Source organism: Thiohalocapsa halophila, from assembly GCF_016583825.1.
Taxonomy (GTDB): domain Bacteria; phylum Pseudomonadota; class Gammaproteobacteria; order Chromatiales; family Chromatiaceae; genus Thiohalocapsa; species Thiohalocapsa halophila.
The window spans coordinates 26,896-42,470 of record NZ_NRRV01000048.1 but is presented as its reverse complement, the minus strand read 5'-3'; the positions used below and the strand labels follow the sequence as shown (position 1 = coordinate 42,470).

At 60.4% G+C, this 15,575-nt stretch carries 13 protein-coding genes; 11 read left to right on the top strand and 2 right to left on the bottom strand.

Annotation, left to right across the window (positions count from 1 at the left end; genetic code table 11):
* Positions 1-337 precede the first annotated feature (337 nt).
* Complete coding sequence (locus CKO31_RS17610) at positions 338-748, bottom strand: hypothetical protein (protein ID WP_200240060.1); 411 nt, start codon at positions 746-748, stop codon at positions 338-340.
* 228 nt (positions 749-976) lie between these two features.
* On the opposite strand from CKO31_RS17610, the gene CKO31_RS17605 reads away from it, so the two are divergent.
* The gene (locus CKO31_RS17605) at positions 977-1,297 is read left to right on the top strand and encodes a type II toxin-antitoxin system VapC family toxin (protein WP_200240062.1); all 321 of its coding nucleotides are present in this window, start codon (positions 977-979) and stop codon (positions 1,295-1,297) included.
* Between the two features lie 396 nt (positions 1,298-1,693).
* On the opposite strand, the gene CKO31_RS17600 is transcribed toward CKO31_RS17605, so the two are convergent.
* Positions 1,694-1,969 (bottom strand): polysaccharide biosynthesis C-terminal domain-containing protein, encoded by a 276-nt coding sequence (locus CKO31_RS17600; RefSeq protein WP_200240058.1) that lies wholly within the window; start codon positions 1,967-1,969, stop codon positions 1,694-1,696.
* 493 nt (positions 1,970-2,462) lie between these two features.
* Here CKO31_RS17600 and CKO31_RS17595 point away from each other — a divergent pair, with 493 nt between their 5' ends.
* The 10 genes from CKO31_RS17595 (at position 2,463) to CKO31_RS17550 (ending at position 15,509) form a co-directional block, all read left to right on the top strand.
* Positions 2,463-2,708, top strand: a complete 246-nt coding sequence (locus tag CKO31_RS17595; protein WP_200240057.1) for a coiled-coil domain-containing protein — start codon at positions 2,463-2,465, stop codon at positions 2,706-2,708.
* Between the two features lie 747 nt (positions 2,709-3,455).
* Positions 3,456-4,019, top strand: a complete 564-nt coding sequence (locus CKO31_RS17590) for a Uma2 family endonuclease (RefSeq protein WP_200240055.1) — start codon at positions 3,456-3,458, stop codon at positions 4,017-4,019.
* Between the two features lie 210 nt (positions 4,020-4,229).
* Entirely contained in the window at positions 4,230-4,640 is a 411-nt protein-coding gene (locus CKO31_RS17585) for an FkbM family methyltransferase (RefSeq protein WP_200240053.1), read from the top strand.
* 630 nt (positions 4,641-5,270) lie between these two features.
* Positions 5,271-7,349, top strand: coding sequence for a putative phage tail protein (locus CKO31_RS17580; RefSeq protein ID WP_200240051.1), 2,079 nt, complete (start codon positions 5,271-5,273; stop codon positions 7,347-7,349).
* 621 nt (positions 7,350-7,970) lie between these two features.
* On the top strand, positions 7,971-9,575 hold the full coding sequence (locus CKO31_RS27420; protein ID WP_200240049.1) for an O-antigen ligase family protein: 1,605 nt from the start codon (positions 7,971-7,973) through the stop codon (positions 9,573-9,575).
* Positions 9,576-9,917: 342 nt separating this feature from the next.
* Positions 9,918-10,445, top strand: coding sequence for a hypothetical protein (locus CKO31_RS17570; protein WP_200240047.1), 528 nt, complete (start codon positions 9,918-9,920; stop codon positions 10,443-10,445).
* Between the two features lie 9 nt (positions 10,446-10,454).
* On the top strand, positions 10,455-11,708 hold the full coding sequence (locus CKO31_RS17565; RefSeq protein WP_200240045.1) for an NAD-dependent epimerase/dehydratase family protein: 1,254 nt from the start codon (positions 10,455-10,457) through the stop codon (positions 11,706-11,708).
* A gap of 37 nt (positions 11,709-11,745) precedes the next feature.
* Positions 11,746-12,717: an NAD-dependent epimerase/dehydratase family protein gene (locus CKO31_RS17560; RefSeq protein ID WP_200240043.1), complete on the top strand. Its 972-nt coding sequence runs from the start codon at positions 11,746-11,748 to the stop codon at positions 12,715-12,717.
* Between the two features lie 480 nt (positions 12,718-13,197).
* The gene (locus CKO31_RS17555) at positions 13,198-14,340 is read left to right on the top strand and encodes a glycosyltransferase family 4 protein (protein WP_242475464.1); all 1,143 of its coding nucleotides are present in this window, start codon (positions 13,198-13,200) and stop codon (positions 14,338-14,340) included.
* Complete coding sequence (locus CKO31_RS17550) at positions 14,337-15,509, top strand: glycosyltransferase (RefSeq protein ID WP_200240040.1); 1,173 nt, start codon at positions 14,337-14,339, stop codon at positions 15,507-15,509. Before CKO31_RS17555 ends, CKO31_RS17550 begins: the two co-directional genes overlap by 4 nt.
* Positions 15,510-15,575 lie beyond the last annotated feature (66 nt).

Sequence of the window (15,575 nt, the reverse complement as noted above, 5' to 3'; positions counted from 1 at the left end):
TGAGCGGGGACATCGGGGCGGGCGCGCTCATAAATGTGCTCCGTGACGGATCGGCGCTGACCTTCCAGCATACACCCCGAAAGTCTGTGGCGAGACGCACCGGCTGCATAAGGGGCTGCGCAAGCAGGCCACACGTGGGTACCACCCCCGTGCCCACCGGCGATAGTGGCGCGTCAATCCCACTCGCACCACGGGGCGCTCTGGTTGCCGTGGGAGCGGCCTCTGGCCGCGACGAGTCCGGCAGCGCCGGCAGCGCATCGTCGCGGCAAGGATGCCGCTCCCACGGAGCGCGCGGGTTGCTGTGCGAGCGGGCTCTGGCCGCGAAGACTTCAAGAGCTCAAGCCGTGAAGCGGATGGCAGCGAGAATGAGCCCCGCACTCGTCGCAATAAAACCGACAAGCCAGAGGAAATGCCGGTCATGCCGCCTTAGCATCTCATCGAAGCGCTTGTCCACCTGCTCGAAGCGCTTGTCCACCTGCTCGAAGCGAGCCAGCATGTCCTCGCGCAGCTCTCGATGGCGCTGGTCCGCGGCCTCGAGGCGTTTGTTTATATGCTCGAAGCGTTCATCCATCCGCGCGAAGCCCTCGCGCATCAGCTCACGCTGATGCTTGAGCTCCTCCTCCACCCGCACCATGCGCTCGCGCAGCTCGATTTCGTAGACAGCCGTCGGGTTGCCGAGCGACTGCTCCGCGAGCCACTCGCCAAGGTGGTCCTTGATGAACTGGATGTCTTCTTCTGCTAACGCCATAACTCAGAGATCGGGGTGATGGTCGACCCGCCGAAAGTTTACCAGCGGCGGCGACGCGTCGCGGCCGTGCTGCCCCTGTTTCGTCCCGAGCCGGGTGGCGCCTCGCGCCCGCGGGGAATTGTGCCGATCAGGTCGAACACCAAACCCGGATGCTTGATTGCAAGACCCCAGAGCCCCCGATGACGGCATACCTCCGCCTCCGCATCGCGGTGTTCTCGATGCACAAACCTGACAGAGCAGGCGCCTGCGCTCCAACTCGCGATCAGCCGACTCACCTGGCTCGAAGCGCGAGTGGGGCCGATGAAGCAGAAGCAGGCGGGTTTGCTACAGGCTTACGACGGCTTCTTTGCGCGGCCCGACTTAATCTGGGTTGAACTGAACCGCGACGTCGTCGAGCTCGCCACGGCGATTCGAGTCCGCCACGGACTCCGTACACCCGATGCTCTGCAGGCCGCCAGTTGCCTGCAGCTCGGCGAGACACACCGTTTCATGACCGGCGACGCCACATTTCAGCGCGTTGCTGGCCTTCAGGTTGAATACCTGAACTGATCATCGCGCCACAGCAGATCGCGCTCGGCTACGACACCTCCAAGCCGCCGGCCGTGACCGAACGTGCTCGACGTGTCTCTTGAGGGGAACAATCCGCCACCGTCGCCATCACGCCGCCCGGCGCGAGCGATCTGCTGTGTCTGTCCGTGCGCCCGTCGGGCCGGTGCCGGTGTGCGGCGCTTGCTGGCGTACATGGCGGGAATTGCTGCGCAAGACCCAAGGATCTTGCATTTTCAAATCAGGGCGGGCCCCGACCGTTTTTCGGTCAGGCGAGGCCAATATATCCAGCGCACGCCCGTTTTCGGTTTGTCCCGTCACAAACCTGCTGATGGGCCTTCTCTTCCTCGAACCTCGCCCCTCGCAACTCACTCCTGTCCATTATAACCCAGTATCTCCCTAAGCCCGCCGGAGCGAAAAGGCCATGCTCTCGATCTGAATGCGCTGCAACACGGCGCGCCGCAGCAGCAGATTCCAGATCACGAAGGTGCAGGCGGTGGCGGCCGCAGCGCCCACCAGGCCAAATGGCGGGATGAGCAGGAAATTCAAGATGAGGTTGGCCAGGGCGGCCACGGCGACGCCGCGCAGGGTATCGCGCTCGTGCCCGGTCATATTGAGCAGGACGTTGACCGAGCCCATGCCGGCGTTGACCAGCTGGCCGAGCGACAGCAGCATCGGCGCCGTGTGGCCGCGCGTGTACTCCGGTCCAAAGGCCAAGGCGAGGATCGCGTCGCCGACGAACCGTCGCGAGAGTGCCCACGCCGCCGATGCCGCCGAGCAACACGACCCGGTGCAGATCCGTGAGGCGAAGCATAAGTAACGCCACCGTTTCGCCCCGTCTGTCCCCACGAGGGGGCCAGGGTAAGAGGCAGAGCCGGAAGGCGCATCGCCGCGGGCGGAAAGTGCTGGCGAGAAGGCCGACTTTTCGGGGTGATGAGCCCTCGCAGAAACTTGTTTTGGGGTTAGCGTCGCGGCATCATGTGTGCTGAGGGCGCCCGTTTAGCAAACGGCCTCGATAACAACTCCGACCACTCGGGCAGGCGCAGGGCGTAGGGTGGACAAGCGAAGCGCAGTCCACCAGGTTACCGGCGGTCTAGCATCGCGGCATCTTTTGTGCCGAGGGCGCCCCTTTTAGCAAACGGGGGAGAACTGTAAGATCGGCTCCAATATGGCCAGCGTCACGTTCGATACGCACAAGTTCGTCCGCCGACTCCGAGAAGCCGGTTTTCAAGAGAATCAGGCGGAAGCTCTCACTGAGGCCCTTCGCTTCGCGCTTGAAGATTCGGAGCTCGTTACCCGCAAGGATTTGCAGATCGAGCTCGCGCCGATCAAAAGCGACCTAACCGTCGTCAAGTGGATGCTGGGCCTCTTGCTTGGAGGCGTTGCCGCTCTAGTGCTGAAGAGCTTTTTTTGACATGACCAACCGCCGGAAGTTGTGGGAGCGGCCTCTGGCCGCGAAGCCTCTGGCAGCGCTGGCGCCGCACCGTCGCGGCAAGGACGCCGCTCCCACGGAGCGCTCGCCTCGCCGTGGGAGCGGCCTCTGGCCGCGAAAACTCTGCCAGCACCGCCAGTGCACCGCCGCGGCAAGGATGCCGCTCCCACGGAACGCTCGGGCCGCTGTGGGAGCGGCCTCTGGCCGCGAAGACTCCCAGAGCTCAAGCCACACAGTCGCGGCAAGGATGCCGCTCCCACACCAAACCCAAGACCCAAACCATGCTGACGCACTAGAGATGATGCGCGCAGCCGCATCGATCATTGCCGCCTCGGCGGCGGCGAACAGGGCGAACGCCGCGCGCGGCTAGTCGAGGACGAGGTTCTTGGATTTCTGATCGTGGCTCATGCCGCATCCCCGGGGCGTTGACGCTTACCCATTGTCGCCGGCCGGCGGCGGTGTTCTCCCGGCCCGGTGCGTGCACGCATGTCTGGTGCGAGGCCGAGCCGGCATCACGGTCATTTCCTGCGCCGCCAGTGGAGACGATGCTTGTTTGCAAGACCCTGACGCCCTTCGGCCAAATGCGTGCCTGCCGGACCGAATATCCTGCCGCGTTGACTCGGGTCCGGCCGGTGCTTAACCTGCACCTGCGAACAGCGCAATGGTCAAGTCTCGGCTCCGTAGCGCCGCGCTGCGTTTGTTTTCGCCGTCGCCATCGAGAGGCGCCCCATGCACGCACGCGCTGAATCGTCGCTCTATCAACAGCTTGAGTCGCTTCCACCCGGCTTGATCGGCGAGATCCTCAACGGTCAGCTTCACACGCAGCCGCGTCCCACAGGACGACACGCTTATGCGGCGTCCGCGCTCGTGGCAGAGCTCTTTACGTCGTTCAGCAAGGGGCGGGGCGGTCGCGGAGGCTGGTGGATCATCGACGAGCCCGAGCTGCATCTCCTCGAGGATGTCGAGGTGGATGTGCCGGACATCGCCGGCTGGCGGCGCGAGCGGATGCCGAGCGTGCCGGACGGACACCGATTTACGGTGGTGCCGGACTGGGTCTGCGAGATCCTATCCTCATCCACCGAGAGCAAGGATCGGGAGATCAAGTTGCCGATCTATGCCCGCTTTGGTGTTGCCTTCGCTTGGCCGCTGGATCCGCGCAAGCGAACATTGGAGACCGATGCGCTCGATGATGGGGCCTGGCGCGAGACTGGTCGATTTGCCGACCGCGATCAGGTCCGTGCACCGCCCTTCGATGCCGTTGTCATCGCCCTCGACGGTCTTTGGGCAGCTTGAGCTACGCCCTGGCATCCCGCGAATCGACGACAACCACAACGAGGCAGCTGTCACGTGAAGACGCCGCGATCGGTCCTGGTCCGATCCTTGGCAGCGTCGAGCGGTCGCGGCATTTCCGGACTACTGACTGCGTTAAGATCCTCCGACACTGACAGACCTGGGCCAAGCCCGACGCCTGCCACCAGCGCCCAATCCGGAAGAACCCTGTCCATGTCGTCCCGTCTGCGCGAGTACATCAAGCTCCTGCAAACCCCGGCCAGCTGGCCCGCCCTGCGCCACGGCGTGGCGGCCACCTTTGACCACGACACCCCCCTCGCAGGCGACAGCTTTGCCACGGTCATCGACGTCGGCGCCAACAAAGGGCAATTTGCTGTCTACGCCCGCATCCGTTGGCCCAAGGCGCAGCTCATCTGTTTCGAGCCGCTCCCAGAGCCCAGAGCCAAGCTCCAGCAGGTCACCGGCGGACAGGCCAAAATCTACGACTGCGCCCTGGGCGCCGAGCCCCGCGAAGGCCGCATGCCTCCCGCCACCCGCACTGACTCCCCCCGCTGCTCGCGTCGAGCGCGCGCCAAAAGAACATTTCCGGCATGCAAGAATCCGGAGACCTCCGCGTACCGATGAAACGTCTCGACGCCTGCCTGTCCATACCGCTGCCCCGGCCCGTCCGGAAGTACCAGGCGCAAATGGACAACGCGACACGCTGGAGGAAGCCAAGGAAAGGCTTCGGCGGGCGATCGAAATGATCCTGGACGACCGCACCTCCGATATCCTACGTGGCCTTCCACACGATGCCATCCGTGACACGGTCGCTGTTGGATGAAAAGGATTTTGCTGTAGAGAAAGTTGAGAATCGCCGGCTGCTACTTGAAACGCGAGGGGCATCGCATGCGCTTTGGGTCAATCCAGCCCGAATGGCGCTAACCTAAACAGGCAATCCCAATCAATCAGATACTTGCGGTATCACAACTCTTGCGGCGGGCCGCTCCGGGCGCCCGTTTCGCCGACTTCCGCGCCATGCTTGCCCTGCAATCTCGGGGCTTCGCTGCGCAGGGTAAGTCTATGTTACTGATTTTAGTGGTCCCATTCTTAAGTCAGCGCCATTCAAGCCTGGCCCCTTTGCCCCCATCCCGCACTGCAGGTTCGCCGTGCTGCCGGTTCCGATGCCCTTCATCGATCCCGACATTGCCAACACCAGATCAGCCTCGGGCAGGAGGCGATGCACTACTGGAATGTACGGAGCAACCCTCCGCTATGATAAAGCGCAGAACGTTTCTCTTCGGGGCTATGCCGAGTTTCTTCGGCATGAACTCGGTTGCCCAAACGCTTGAAGCCGCCCCGTGTAAAAGTGTCTGTAATGTAAACGCAGCGAATGACCTTCGCACTGCCGATCCTGCTGAGATGCCGTCACATGCCGTTCGAACGTTGGGCGCCTTAGCAGCGGGCGACGGCGGCGGCGGGTTGTGGCGCTGGGACCCGGCAAGTGATGATATCGACAACACAGGCACTGTGCTCATGCCAATCGACCAGCGTGGTACCGGCCGCTGGGTGCGACAGTTCGATGGAGACATATCCGCCGCCTGGTTTGGCGCTAGTCCGGAGCGTACTGATAATCAGCTGCCGTTGCAGGCGGCGATCGACTGTTTGGCCGCGAGTCACGCTGGCATAGATTTTCGTACAACACTACCTGACCGGTTAGCCGCCATTGACTGCAAGAGCACGAACCTCACCATCTCTGGCCAGGTGACATTAAAGCCCGGCGTGTTTCTGAAGGACGCAGTGTTGTCAGCCAACAATGACATGACACATATGTTGGCCACTGAACACTATGACGACCAGTTCGTAAAGCCGAGCGTGAACAATCACACTGACATGGTCGGCTGTCGGGGTAGGCTAGTGCTGCATGCGAATAACCATGCGATGATCGGAGCGAACAATGTCATTCTGGGCATTTGCTCTGACTATCAGAAGTGGGGGCATGTTGATATCATCGGCGCCTCAGGCGCTCAACAGGTGGATTGTAATGAAAATGTCTGTGGCCTTGAGCTGGTTTGTGCCAACCACACTTTTCACAATAATGCGGTTCTGACTGCACATATAGCTGCCGATATGCTGATGGTGCATCGTTGCTGGATTGGGATGCGGTTACTAAATTGTCCAGATGCCGTTTTCAACTATCTTGAATGCCAAGGATGCCGGAGCATTGGGATTATGGCAGCCTCATCGTGGCATTGCCCTTTCGTGCATGTGTATGGGTCTCAAACGCTTGCACCCAAGGTAACGAAAGCGGGGGTTCTGGGGCACGGCATCCATATCCCTGCGAACGTACGTTTTTCGCCCAAGAGCCACATGGTGTACGAAAGCGATGGTAACGACTGGGGCATATGGGGTGGCAGCGGAACGCGCCTGCGCGGGACTTGGGCGTTTCGGATGTATAAGACGCGAAAAGGCGATCTTCACCTCGGTGACGGGGCACTTTTCGCGGGTAATATCAAGATAGATATGCACAAGGAAGGTAAGTTGGGTGCGTCGCAGATCGGTATCGAATGCGAAGGCACAGGTAGGTTCTCACTGGCCCACATTGAATTCAGCGGAATGGAAGGCCGCGGCTACACTGCTGGCATGAAAAATGCCGTTTTCGAGAACTGTACGATTTCCGGCACACTGTCGCCGCGCATGTACAGTACCTTCGGCACCACTTCCCGGGCGACTGAGGAACCGAACATGATCGTACGGCGCTGCTTAGTAAACCTAGTGCTCGCAAAGCAGGAGTTCTCGGTCTTTGACCAACACGCGGATACGATGATTTTCGAAGGTCGTGGCAACAAGTGCGAGATCAACGCGTCGGACGGGACCTTCTTCCAGTTGGGAAAGACGGGCAGCGCCGAGGAGACGAAGGACAACATTATCAACCTCCACGGGTTTGCTGGGTTCAAATGCGGGAAGGATGATGGTAACAATGTTGTGGGGTTTTACGTAACCTATGACGCAGTCAACAATATCGATTTGACCAACCTGGTTGGCCGCGGGTCTTACCCACGGGGCGGAGGCGACGGCACGGCGGCTCGATATGAAGGACAGGGGGTCGTCGAAGGAGATGGGGATGGTGTAAGGCTAACTTGGCCAATGACACCTAGGATGCCTGGTGGCAAGGCGGAGTGGGCGAGAGGATTTTGGGCAATTGTTACACCGATGACACCCGACATGCAGGCGCGGAAATATTGGGTTTCATACAGTAACCGAAAGATGAGCTTATCCTTTGAGACTCCACCTCCCCCCGGAACAGGCAACGTCGAGTTCTCCTATAGGCTCCGGTGTGTCCCGAACCCGTAAAGGCCAGGCCGACGAATTGCTGAGTACGAGGCGGCTCGCGGACGGCGGTTCGCTTCATCGAACGCCTAAGCGAGCGTGGCCCGGTAGCCGCAAACAGGGCAGGGCGGCAACCGCGGCATGGCGTTGAGTATCCGTGAAAGTGCTGTTCGCGCGACGCAAGATATTGCCGTGTACGGTTGGCGGCATCCTGTTCCCGGGGGACTCGTTCGTCAGAAAGCGTCCTCGGTGGCAGTGCGGTAGTGCTAGGTCGTGGCGAGCGATGTTCGCTTTGCCGATCAAGCGGCCTGACCCGCGGCCGTACGGGGCCAGTGGTCTCTTTCGGTTACGGGCTTCGGAGGTCTGTACGCGGCCGGCTTCGCCACCGCGCTGATACCAACTGGAGCCGTTCCGTCGGCGAGCGCGCCTGTGTCTGCCTAGTCGCTTGCCACAGGCGCGTCTTTCTGAGACTTTACTTATCCCCTGATTTATTAGCCTGTCCGGCAGCACGCCCTTGACCCTAGGCGTCCACACGACGTCGTCGTTGGCCATCTGCTCGCCGTCGCACCGGCTCTTCCGACAAGGACACAAAGCAAGTTGCGAGCCAGATTCTCAAGCGGGCAAGAGACCCCACGCAAACCTGTTGTGACATTCGGCCTCCTGCTGGCGGTGATGGCGTTTACCCCGCTGTTTCGCGCCGGTGCCACGCCGCTCGCGGCACTGATCGGCCAGATGCTGGCAATCGGGCTGCTCACCTTGAGCCTTTGGTGGCCGCAGCGCATTGTCATCGGCCCCGGCCAAGCCGCCATCGCGCTGGCGCTGCTGTTACTGCCCGCGTTGTACCTGTTCCCGCTGCCGCCGGACATAGCAACGTTGTTGCCCGGTCGGGACTTATACAATCGAGCGGCGTCCTATCTCCCGCAGTCTCCGGTCGAGCTGCCCGCCGGGGCGGCGATCTACCCGGGCGCCGCCGGCGCCGCAGTTCTGTCCTTGCTCCTTCCCGTCAGCGTCTTTCTGGGTGTACGTGCCCTGAAGCCCGCGCAGATCTCCGTCCTGCTTGGTCTCGTCATCGCAATCGCAGCCCTTCAGGCCCTCCTTGGGCTGCTGCAGTATGGCACCGCACAGACTGGCGGTACGCCTTTCGCCGTGGAAGGGTCCCACCGCTGGTCAGCGGTTGGCACGTACGCGAACCGTAATCACCTGGCCGGCCTCATCGAAATGGCACTACCCCTGACGCTGGCGCTGCTCTTCTACGCCTTGAGTCGGCTTCGGGCCGATGCTGGCGCTCCAGCTCTATTGCACCAGCCCGCAGCGGCTGTCGGGTCGCGCCCAGGTCAGTCGGCGATGCTCTACGGCGGGCTTGCTTTACTGCTCATTTTAGGTGTCGTGTTTACGCGGTCACGGACTGGCATTACCCTCACCATCCTCGGCATTGTGATCGCAGCCGCGCTCTTCTCCCGCCAGATTGGACGCAAGAGCGCTTTGGGCCCAGCAGGGGTCATTTTGGCCTTGGCGGTCGCCGGGGGCATCAGCATCGGTCTTGCGCCGGTGCTAGATCGCTTTTCGGTGTCGGGCCTGGAAGACAACGCGCGCTGGCAGCTCTTCGACCAGACGCTGCTCGGCGCCGGTGCGTTTTTCCCGATCGGTAGTGGGCCCGGCGCGTTCCCTGCGGTCTTCCCGCCCTACCAACCGCTGGAGTTGGGCAATGCCTTCATCAACCGTGCACATAACGACTACCTGGAGTGGTTTTTTGACCTCGGCGCACTCGGCGTCGTGTTACCGGGTCTTGTGCTTGTCCTCTACGTGTCGCAGTGGCGGCGCGTCCTGACGGCAAACAGTGGCGCCCGCAGCACCTACCTCCAAATCGGCAGCGGTATCGGCGTCCTGCTGCTGAGCTTCCACGAGTTCGTGGACTACAACCTCTACACGCCGGCCAACCAGGTTGTCTTCGCGCTGCTGCTATCGGTGTTTCTCTACCCACCGGACCTCTTGGCCGACACCGCGAAGAGGCGCTCGCGCCGCAAGCGACGAACGCCAGACCTTGAGCCCAAGGCGCGGCCGGAGCCCGCGTCTGTGCAGCCGCCAACGGATCAGATTCAGAACCCGTTCCTGACTAACGCAGCTGCGGCACCACTGACCGACCCGGCGGCCAGCGGCGCCACAACGCAGCGCGCGATCCTCTCCCAAGAACTTCCGGGTAGTCACGCGGCCGATCCAGCTCCGCGTTCCACCGCGGGCAAAGACGCTTGAGAAGCGACCCCTCGCCCAGGGAGAAGCAGAGTCCGCACCGTATCACCGGTCCAAAAGGCCGTCGCATTTTCTGTGCGCAGATATACCCTCCACGCTCGGCGTACACGCCTACAGCTTGTGCTGGCGTCGTTGGCCATTCCCGCCCCTCGGGTGCGCAGCACTTGCCGGAGCGCCGTGTTTACCGCTATCCTCTTGTCGTGGCGCCGTCCGCCGCAGGAGTTGGTCTCCCTGCCACATTCCAAGGATCCGGCGCGTTTCATCCTCCCGCCGGCTTTATCACCTTACGCGGTCGCTGTAGCGTGCCGGAGCTATCACATCGCGAGTGCGACGCACCTAATCCCTATGGACAACACTTGGACCAAGTTACGAGACATTGCCGAGATCAACGCCAAATGGCTAACCCTATTTTGCGAAGAGTATCGCAAACCTAGCGGCGATACCTGTGTCTACTGGCGGGTGGAAAGGGCAGATTCGCTGATTGTTGTGCCGCTATTCAATAACGACGTCCTGCTGCCAGCGCCCGATTACAGACCTGGCATCGAAAAGACGACCCTCGACCTCCCGGGAGGCAGGGTAACAGACGTCTCAACCACCGGCCTTGCGGAGGCCGCAACACAGCTCGTTTCGCGCGAGCTGGGGGTGCCGGTCGACGCCGTTAGTGATGTGAAACTCGTCGATGGCAGCGGTACCTACGTCAACAGTTCCCTTAGCAACCAAAGGCTCTACGTCGCACAAGCCAGACTTCGGGATATAGATCCCAGCCGTGGCGCGATTCTACAACACCCCATTCAAGATCTTGATCATCTGGTGGCGCAGCTCGAGTGCCTTCAGTGCGCATACGCGCTCACCCGTTTTCAACGCACATTGTGAAGCTGAATCATGTCGCAATCGAAGAGAATTATCGTGCTGGGCGGCGACGGTTTCTGTGGCTGGCCTACGTCGCTGCACTTGTCCGCTCTTGGGCATGATGTCGTCATTATCGACAACCTGTCGCGGCGAAACATCGATAACGAGCTTGAGGCAGACAGCCTAACCCCGATAAGGCCCATGGGGGTCCGAACCGCCGCCTGGCGGGAGGTGAGCGGCCGGCACATCGAATTTTTCAACTTCGATGTCGCCAAAAACTACGTACGGTTGTTGGATATCCTGATGGAGTACAAGCCCGACGCGGTGATTCACTTCGCCGAGCAAAGGGCCGCCCCGTATTCCATGAAAAGCTCTTTCCACAAGCGTTATACAGTAGACAATAACCTGAACGCCACGCACAACCTGCTAGCCGCGATAGTCGAGGCCGGGCTGGACACTCATGTCGTGCATCTGGGGACGATGGGCGTGTATGGCTATGGCACTGCCGGTATGAAGATTCCCGAAGGTTATCTGACGGTGCAAGTGCGCACTGACAGCGGCGACGTGGTTGAGCAGGAGGTGCTGTATCCGCCCAATCCCGGCAGCATCTACCACATGACCAAGACTCAGGATCAACTGTTCTTTGCCTACTATAACAAGAACGACCGAGTTCGAGTTACGGACCTGCACCAAGGCATCGTTTGGGGTACCCAAACGGCGGAGACGAAACAGGACGAGCGCCTGATCAATCGCTTCGACTACGACGGCGACTATGGTACCGTCCTCAATCGGTTCCTCATGCAGGCGGCCGTGGAGTTTCCGCTTACAGTGCACGGTACCGGCGGCCAGACCCGCGCGTTCATCCACATTCAGGATACGGTTCGGTGCGTCCAGATTGCCATCGAGAACCCGCCCGCGCCGGGCGACAAGGTGCAGATTTATAACCAGATGACCGAGACCCACCGGGTGCGAGATCTGGCGGAGCTGATCGCAAAAATGACCGGCGCGGAGGTGAATCGCGTCTCCAACCCGCGCAACGAGGATGACGAAAACGATCTTCACGTCGCGAACGATAAGTTCCTCAGTCACGGTCTCCGCCCAATTACGCTGGAAGGGGGCTTGATGGATGAGGTTACGGATATTGCCAAGAAGTTCGCGTATCGCTGTGACTTGAGCAAGATTCCCTGTGTGTCTTTCTGGAATGCGGAGCGACGTGAAAGCGCCGACGTCATTGCGAGCGCCGAACCCCATGACCCGGTGCTGGTGCGCGAATCCAAGCAGCAATAGCGCGCGCTCACAGAATGCTTGAACGGAGCTGAATTCGATGGTTTCAACAGCAATTCAAAGTGCAGAAACCATTCTCGTCACTGGCGGCTGCGGCTTCATTGGGGCTAACTTGGTGCCAATGCTCGAAGAAGCCGGCTACTCGGTAAGGGTTCTCGACAACTTGGCGAAGGGCGATTCATCGCTCTTGGCGGGATGCCGAGCAGAGATTGTTGTTGGAGATATCCGCGATTGCGCCGCCGTCGCACAAGCCTTGGAAGGCGTCGATGCCGTGATTCATCTGGCCGCTTTCGGGTCGGTCGTGGAATCTGTTGCCGCACCGGCGGAGAATTTTGACGTCAATGCCAGGGGAACGTTCGTGGTGCTTGACGAGTGCCGCAAGCGAGGTATAGCCCGGTTCGTATTTGCGTCTACGGGCGGTGCCCTCATCGGCAACGCTGATCCCCCGGTCAACGAGGACTCCCGGCCTCGCCCCATCTCGCCCTACGGGTCGAGTAAATTGTGCGGCGAGGCCTACTGTAGCTCTTTCGCCCACTCCTACAACATGCACGTTACGGCATTACGATTCGCGAATGTTGTTGGTCCCTGCAGTTGGCATAAGAAGGGCGCGGTTACTGCGTTCGCCAAAGCAATAATGAGTCAGGACCCGCTCAGGATCTTTGGGGACGGTTCGGCCACTAGGGACTTCTTGTATGTTGAGGACCTTTGCAAGGGTATTGGTCTGGCGCTTCGGGCGGCGTTGCCGGGCTTTAATCCTCTGCACCTGGCGTCAGGCAGAGAGGTCTCCATTGGCGAGCTCGCTCGGCTGATGGCGAGAATCGCTGGAGACGACAACTACCCAATAGAGTACGCCCCGAAACGGGCCGGCGAGGTGGATCGAAACTTTGCGAGGTTCGACCGGGCCTCGGCCCTACTGGGGTTTGAGCCGCAATACTCCCTGGAGGAGGGACTTACTAGGACATGGGAGTGGTTCGAGCTGGAGCGCAGCAAGCGGGGTAGCGCAGGAGTTTGACGAGCAAGACCGGGCGCGCAATGGCCCGTGATCGTAAGCGCGGCCGTCTGAAAGCGCTCGCGATCACGAAGTGCGCGTAGGGATGGTACGAATATGGTCAACCACTCTCGCCTTGTCGGGGCTACGGTCTTATCCGGGCCCGCGTGGGCAGATTTGATCGATCGCCTCGGGTATAGCGCCGCAAGTGCGGAGATCGTGACTTGCGACGCTCGATGCTAGCCGCCGAAAAGGGTAACGGGGCGGAGCTGCATGTCCTACCGTGCTATCGTTGCGCTGTGCACTTCTGGAAATGCTTCTGACTGAACCGCGGGAAGCGTGCAGCGTGAAAATTTGGAACCGGCGGAGTCCGTGGCGGCGGATCTCTCTGTGAAGCGAGCCCAGCTGTAATCGGTTTGAGTATGACTTGTGAGCAACATCTTATTGTTCACTGACACGTATATGTGTCGGTCCGCTGCCGAGGGTATATACCCTTTGCGCGACATGTTCCCACACTTCATCGCACCAGCCGCCCCAGCGCTGGGAGGGCTCTGTTTGGCGTCGCGTTGTACGTCACATTGCCCACCCGGCGCCGGCCTGGACCCGCTGACGCTCTCGGAGAGTCTTTCCTTTGAAGCATTGCCCTTCTACGCAAACACCGAGGACTTTTACCGGAAACGCGCATTGATCTACGGCCGGTCGAAGCGGCGCATGACACAGTTGATCCGCGATGCGCGTGCTGTGATCGTGAGGGTGCATCACGCCATGGGTGCCGACATTGCCCGGATCGCGCGAAATGAAAAGAAGCCGCTGATGGCGTACTGGGCGGGGGCCACTGTGTTCGATACGAGTCGCAGTAATTACCCGGGCATCCACCCCAAGCATTTTGCGGCGCGGCTTCTTGCACGCTGGAAGCATATCCAGCATCGTCGGATTGCTGCTATTGCGGATTGGAATTTCTTCATTGACCCAGTGGAGTACGAAGAAATGGGTGCGCCCCTCCGCTCACAATGGGTCCTGCCTAACCTTGTCGAAGACCATGACATCGTGTCTTCAGCGACTGAGCGGCGTTCCGAGCGGCTCGAGGTAGTCTTTGCAGGGCGTATCTACCGTCACAAGGGAATTTTTGAGCTATTAGACGCGGTTAAAGCCCTGACGGCTTCTGGGCGGATGATCCGCCTACGCTATGCAGGAGATGGTCCGCATTTCGGGGAATTGAAAGACAGAATTGTTAAAGAACGCCTGGAAGGGGCGGTCGAGCTCGTCGGACCATTACGGAGAGACCGGCTCTTGCCGTTCCTGCGGGAGGCTGACGTATTCGTATTGCCGTCCTACGGCGAGGGTTTGCCGAAGACTTTGTGGGAAGCGTGGGCGAGTGGACTGGCATGTATCCTGACACCAGTCGGGGCCATCCCGACGCATGTCGCGGACGGGGAGGATGGCATGCTCGTGCCTGTCGGGTCGGTATCTGCTCTGGCAGCGGCGATCGACCGGCTGTATGTGGATGAGCAATTTCGATTGGCACTCGCAACGGCGGGAATGGATCGTGCCCGCCGACACACCTGGGACCGGGAGATCGCGGCGATCGTTGAGGGTGTTCTGGCAGTCGCGGCGCCCCCGCATTTTAAAGGGGAGACAGCTCTGTGACAGCTTCGGCTATTCTCGTCGCCGTCTCCGGGGCGCTGCTCGTGCTAACGTATGGTGGCTTTGCAGGTGTTTTAGGTGCCATTGTGCGACTGCGACGACCATCGCAGCGAGGTTATGGGCCCACTGTCGACGCTTCCCCAGAGGCCAGCGCACCGGCGATCACCGTTTACTTCTCCGCCCTTAACGAAGAGGACAACGTTACCAGACGCCTCGACAATATTTTCGAGACTGAATACGACGCAAGTAAGATCCGCGTAATCGTGGTATCCGACGGGTCGACAGACCGCACGGCAGATCGGGCCCGCGCATACATACAGAGTCACCCTGGCCGAAGCATCAACCTGGTGGAGCTTGCGGAGACAAAAGGCCCGGCCTTCGCCCAGAATCTCGTGCCCAGTATTTCCGAAACGGAGATTGTTGTCGCGACGGATGCAGACGCAATATTCCGGCGCGATACACTCGTGAGACTTGTTTCTCCTTTCCAAGACGCTCGGGTGGCGGTAGTTGGAGCTGTGGTCATCTATCAGGATCCCAGTAACTCGTCTCTCGGTTACGGATACGGTAAGTATCGAGGCATCGAACGAAAGCTGCGGTCCTGGGAGTCGCAGCTCGGTATCCTTGTCAAGGTTGATGGCCCCTGTGTTGCTTACCGATTGTCCATTTGGCAAGAGCTCAAGCCGTTCGAAGCACTCGATCAAGTGATTTGCTTGTGGGCGCAGCTTAGACAGCTGCACGCGGTGCAGGCGGATGATGCTGTCTGCTACGATTGGGCCAACCAAACCTCGGCCCAGGAGCTTAGACAGCGCGCGCGCATGACGCGAAAAGCATTGCTATCCACGTTTCATCGTTGGGGGTTGAGAGAAACGCTAACTCACCCGCTTTTCAGCATCGCGCTGTGGCTGCACAAGCTCGTGCGTTTCTTCTCGCCAGCACTGCTGATTATGTTCCTCACTTCGGCGTTAGTGCAATGGGGATTGAATTTTCTCTGGCTCCTGATCGTATTAGCGCTGGGCCTTGCTCCGATTAGGCAAGCCCGCAAGGCTCTATATGCTTTCGGACTCGCGCAAGTATCCTTCGCCCTGGGCTTGTGGTCTTGGGCGATGGGCGACAAGACCGGCGCGTATGCGCCGACGAGGACGCTCAAGGGTAGTCAGTCTCGGCGCACCTAGCTAGGGGCCGCGCCTCCCGGCGCCCGCAATCGTCCGCGACCAAATATCGCACATGTACGACCTGTC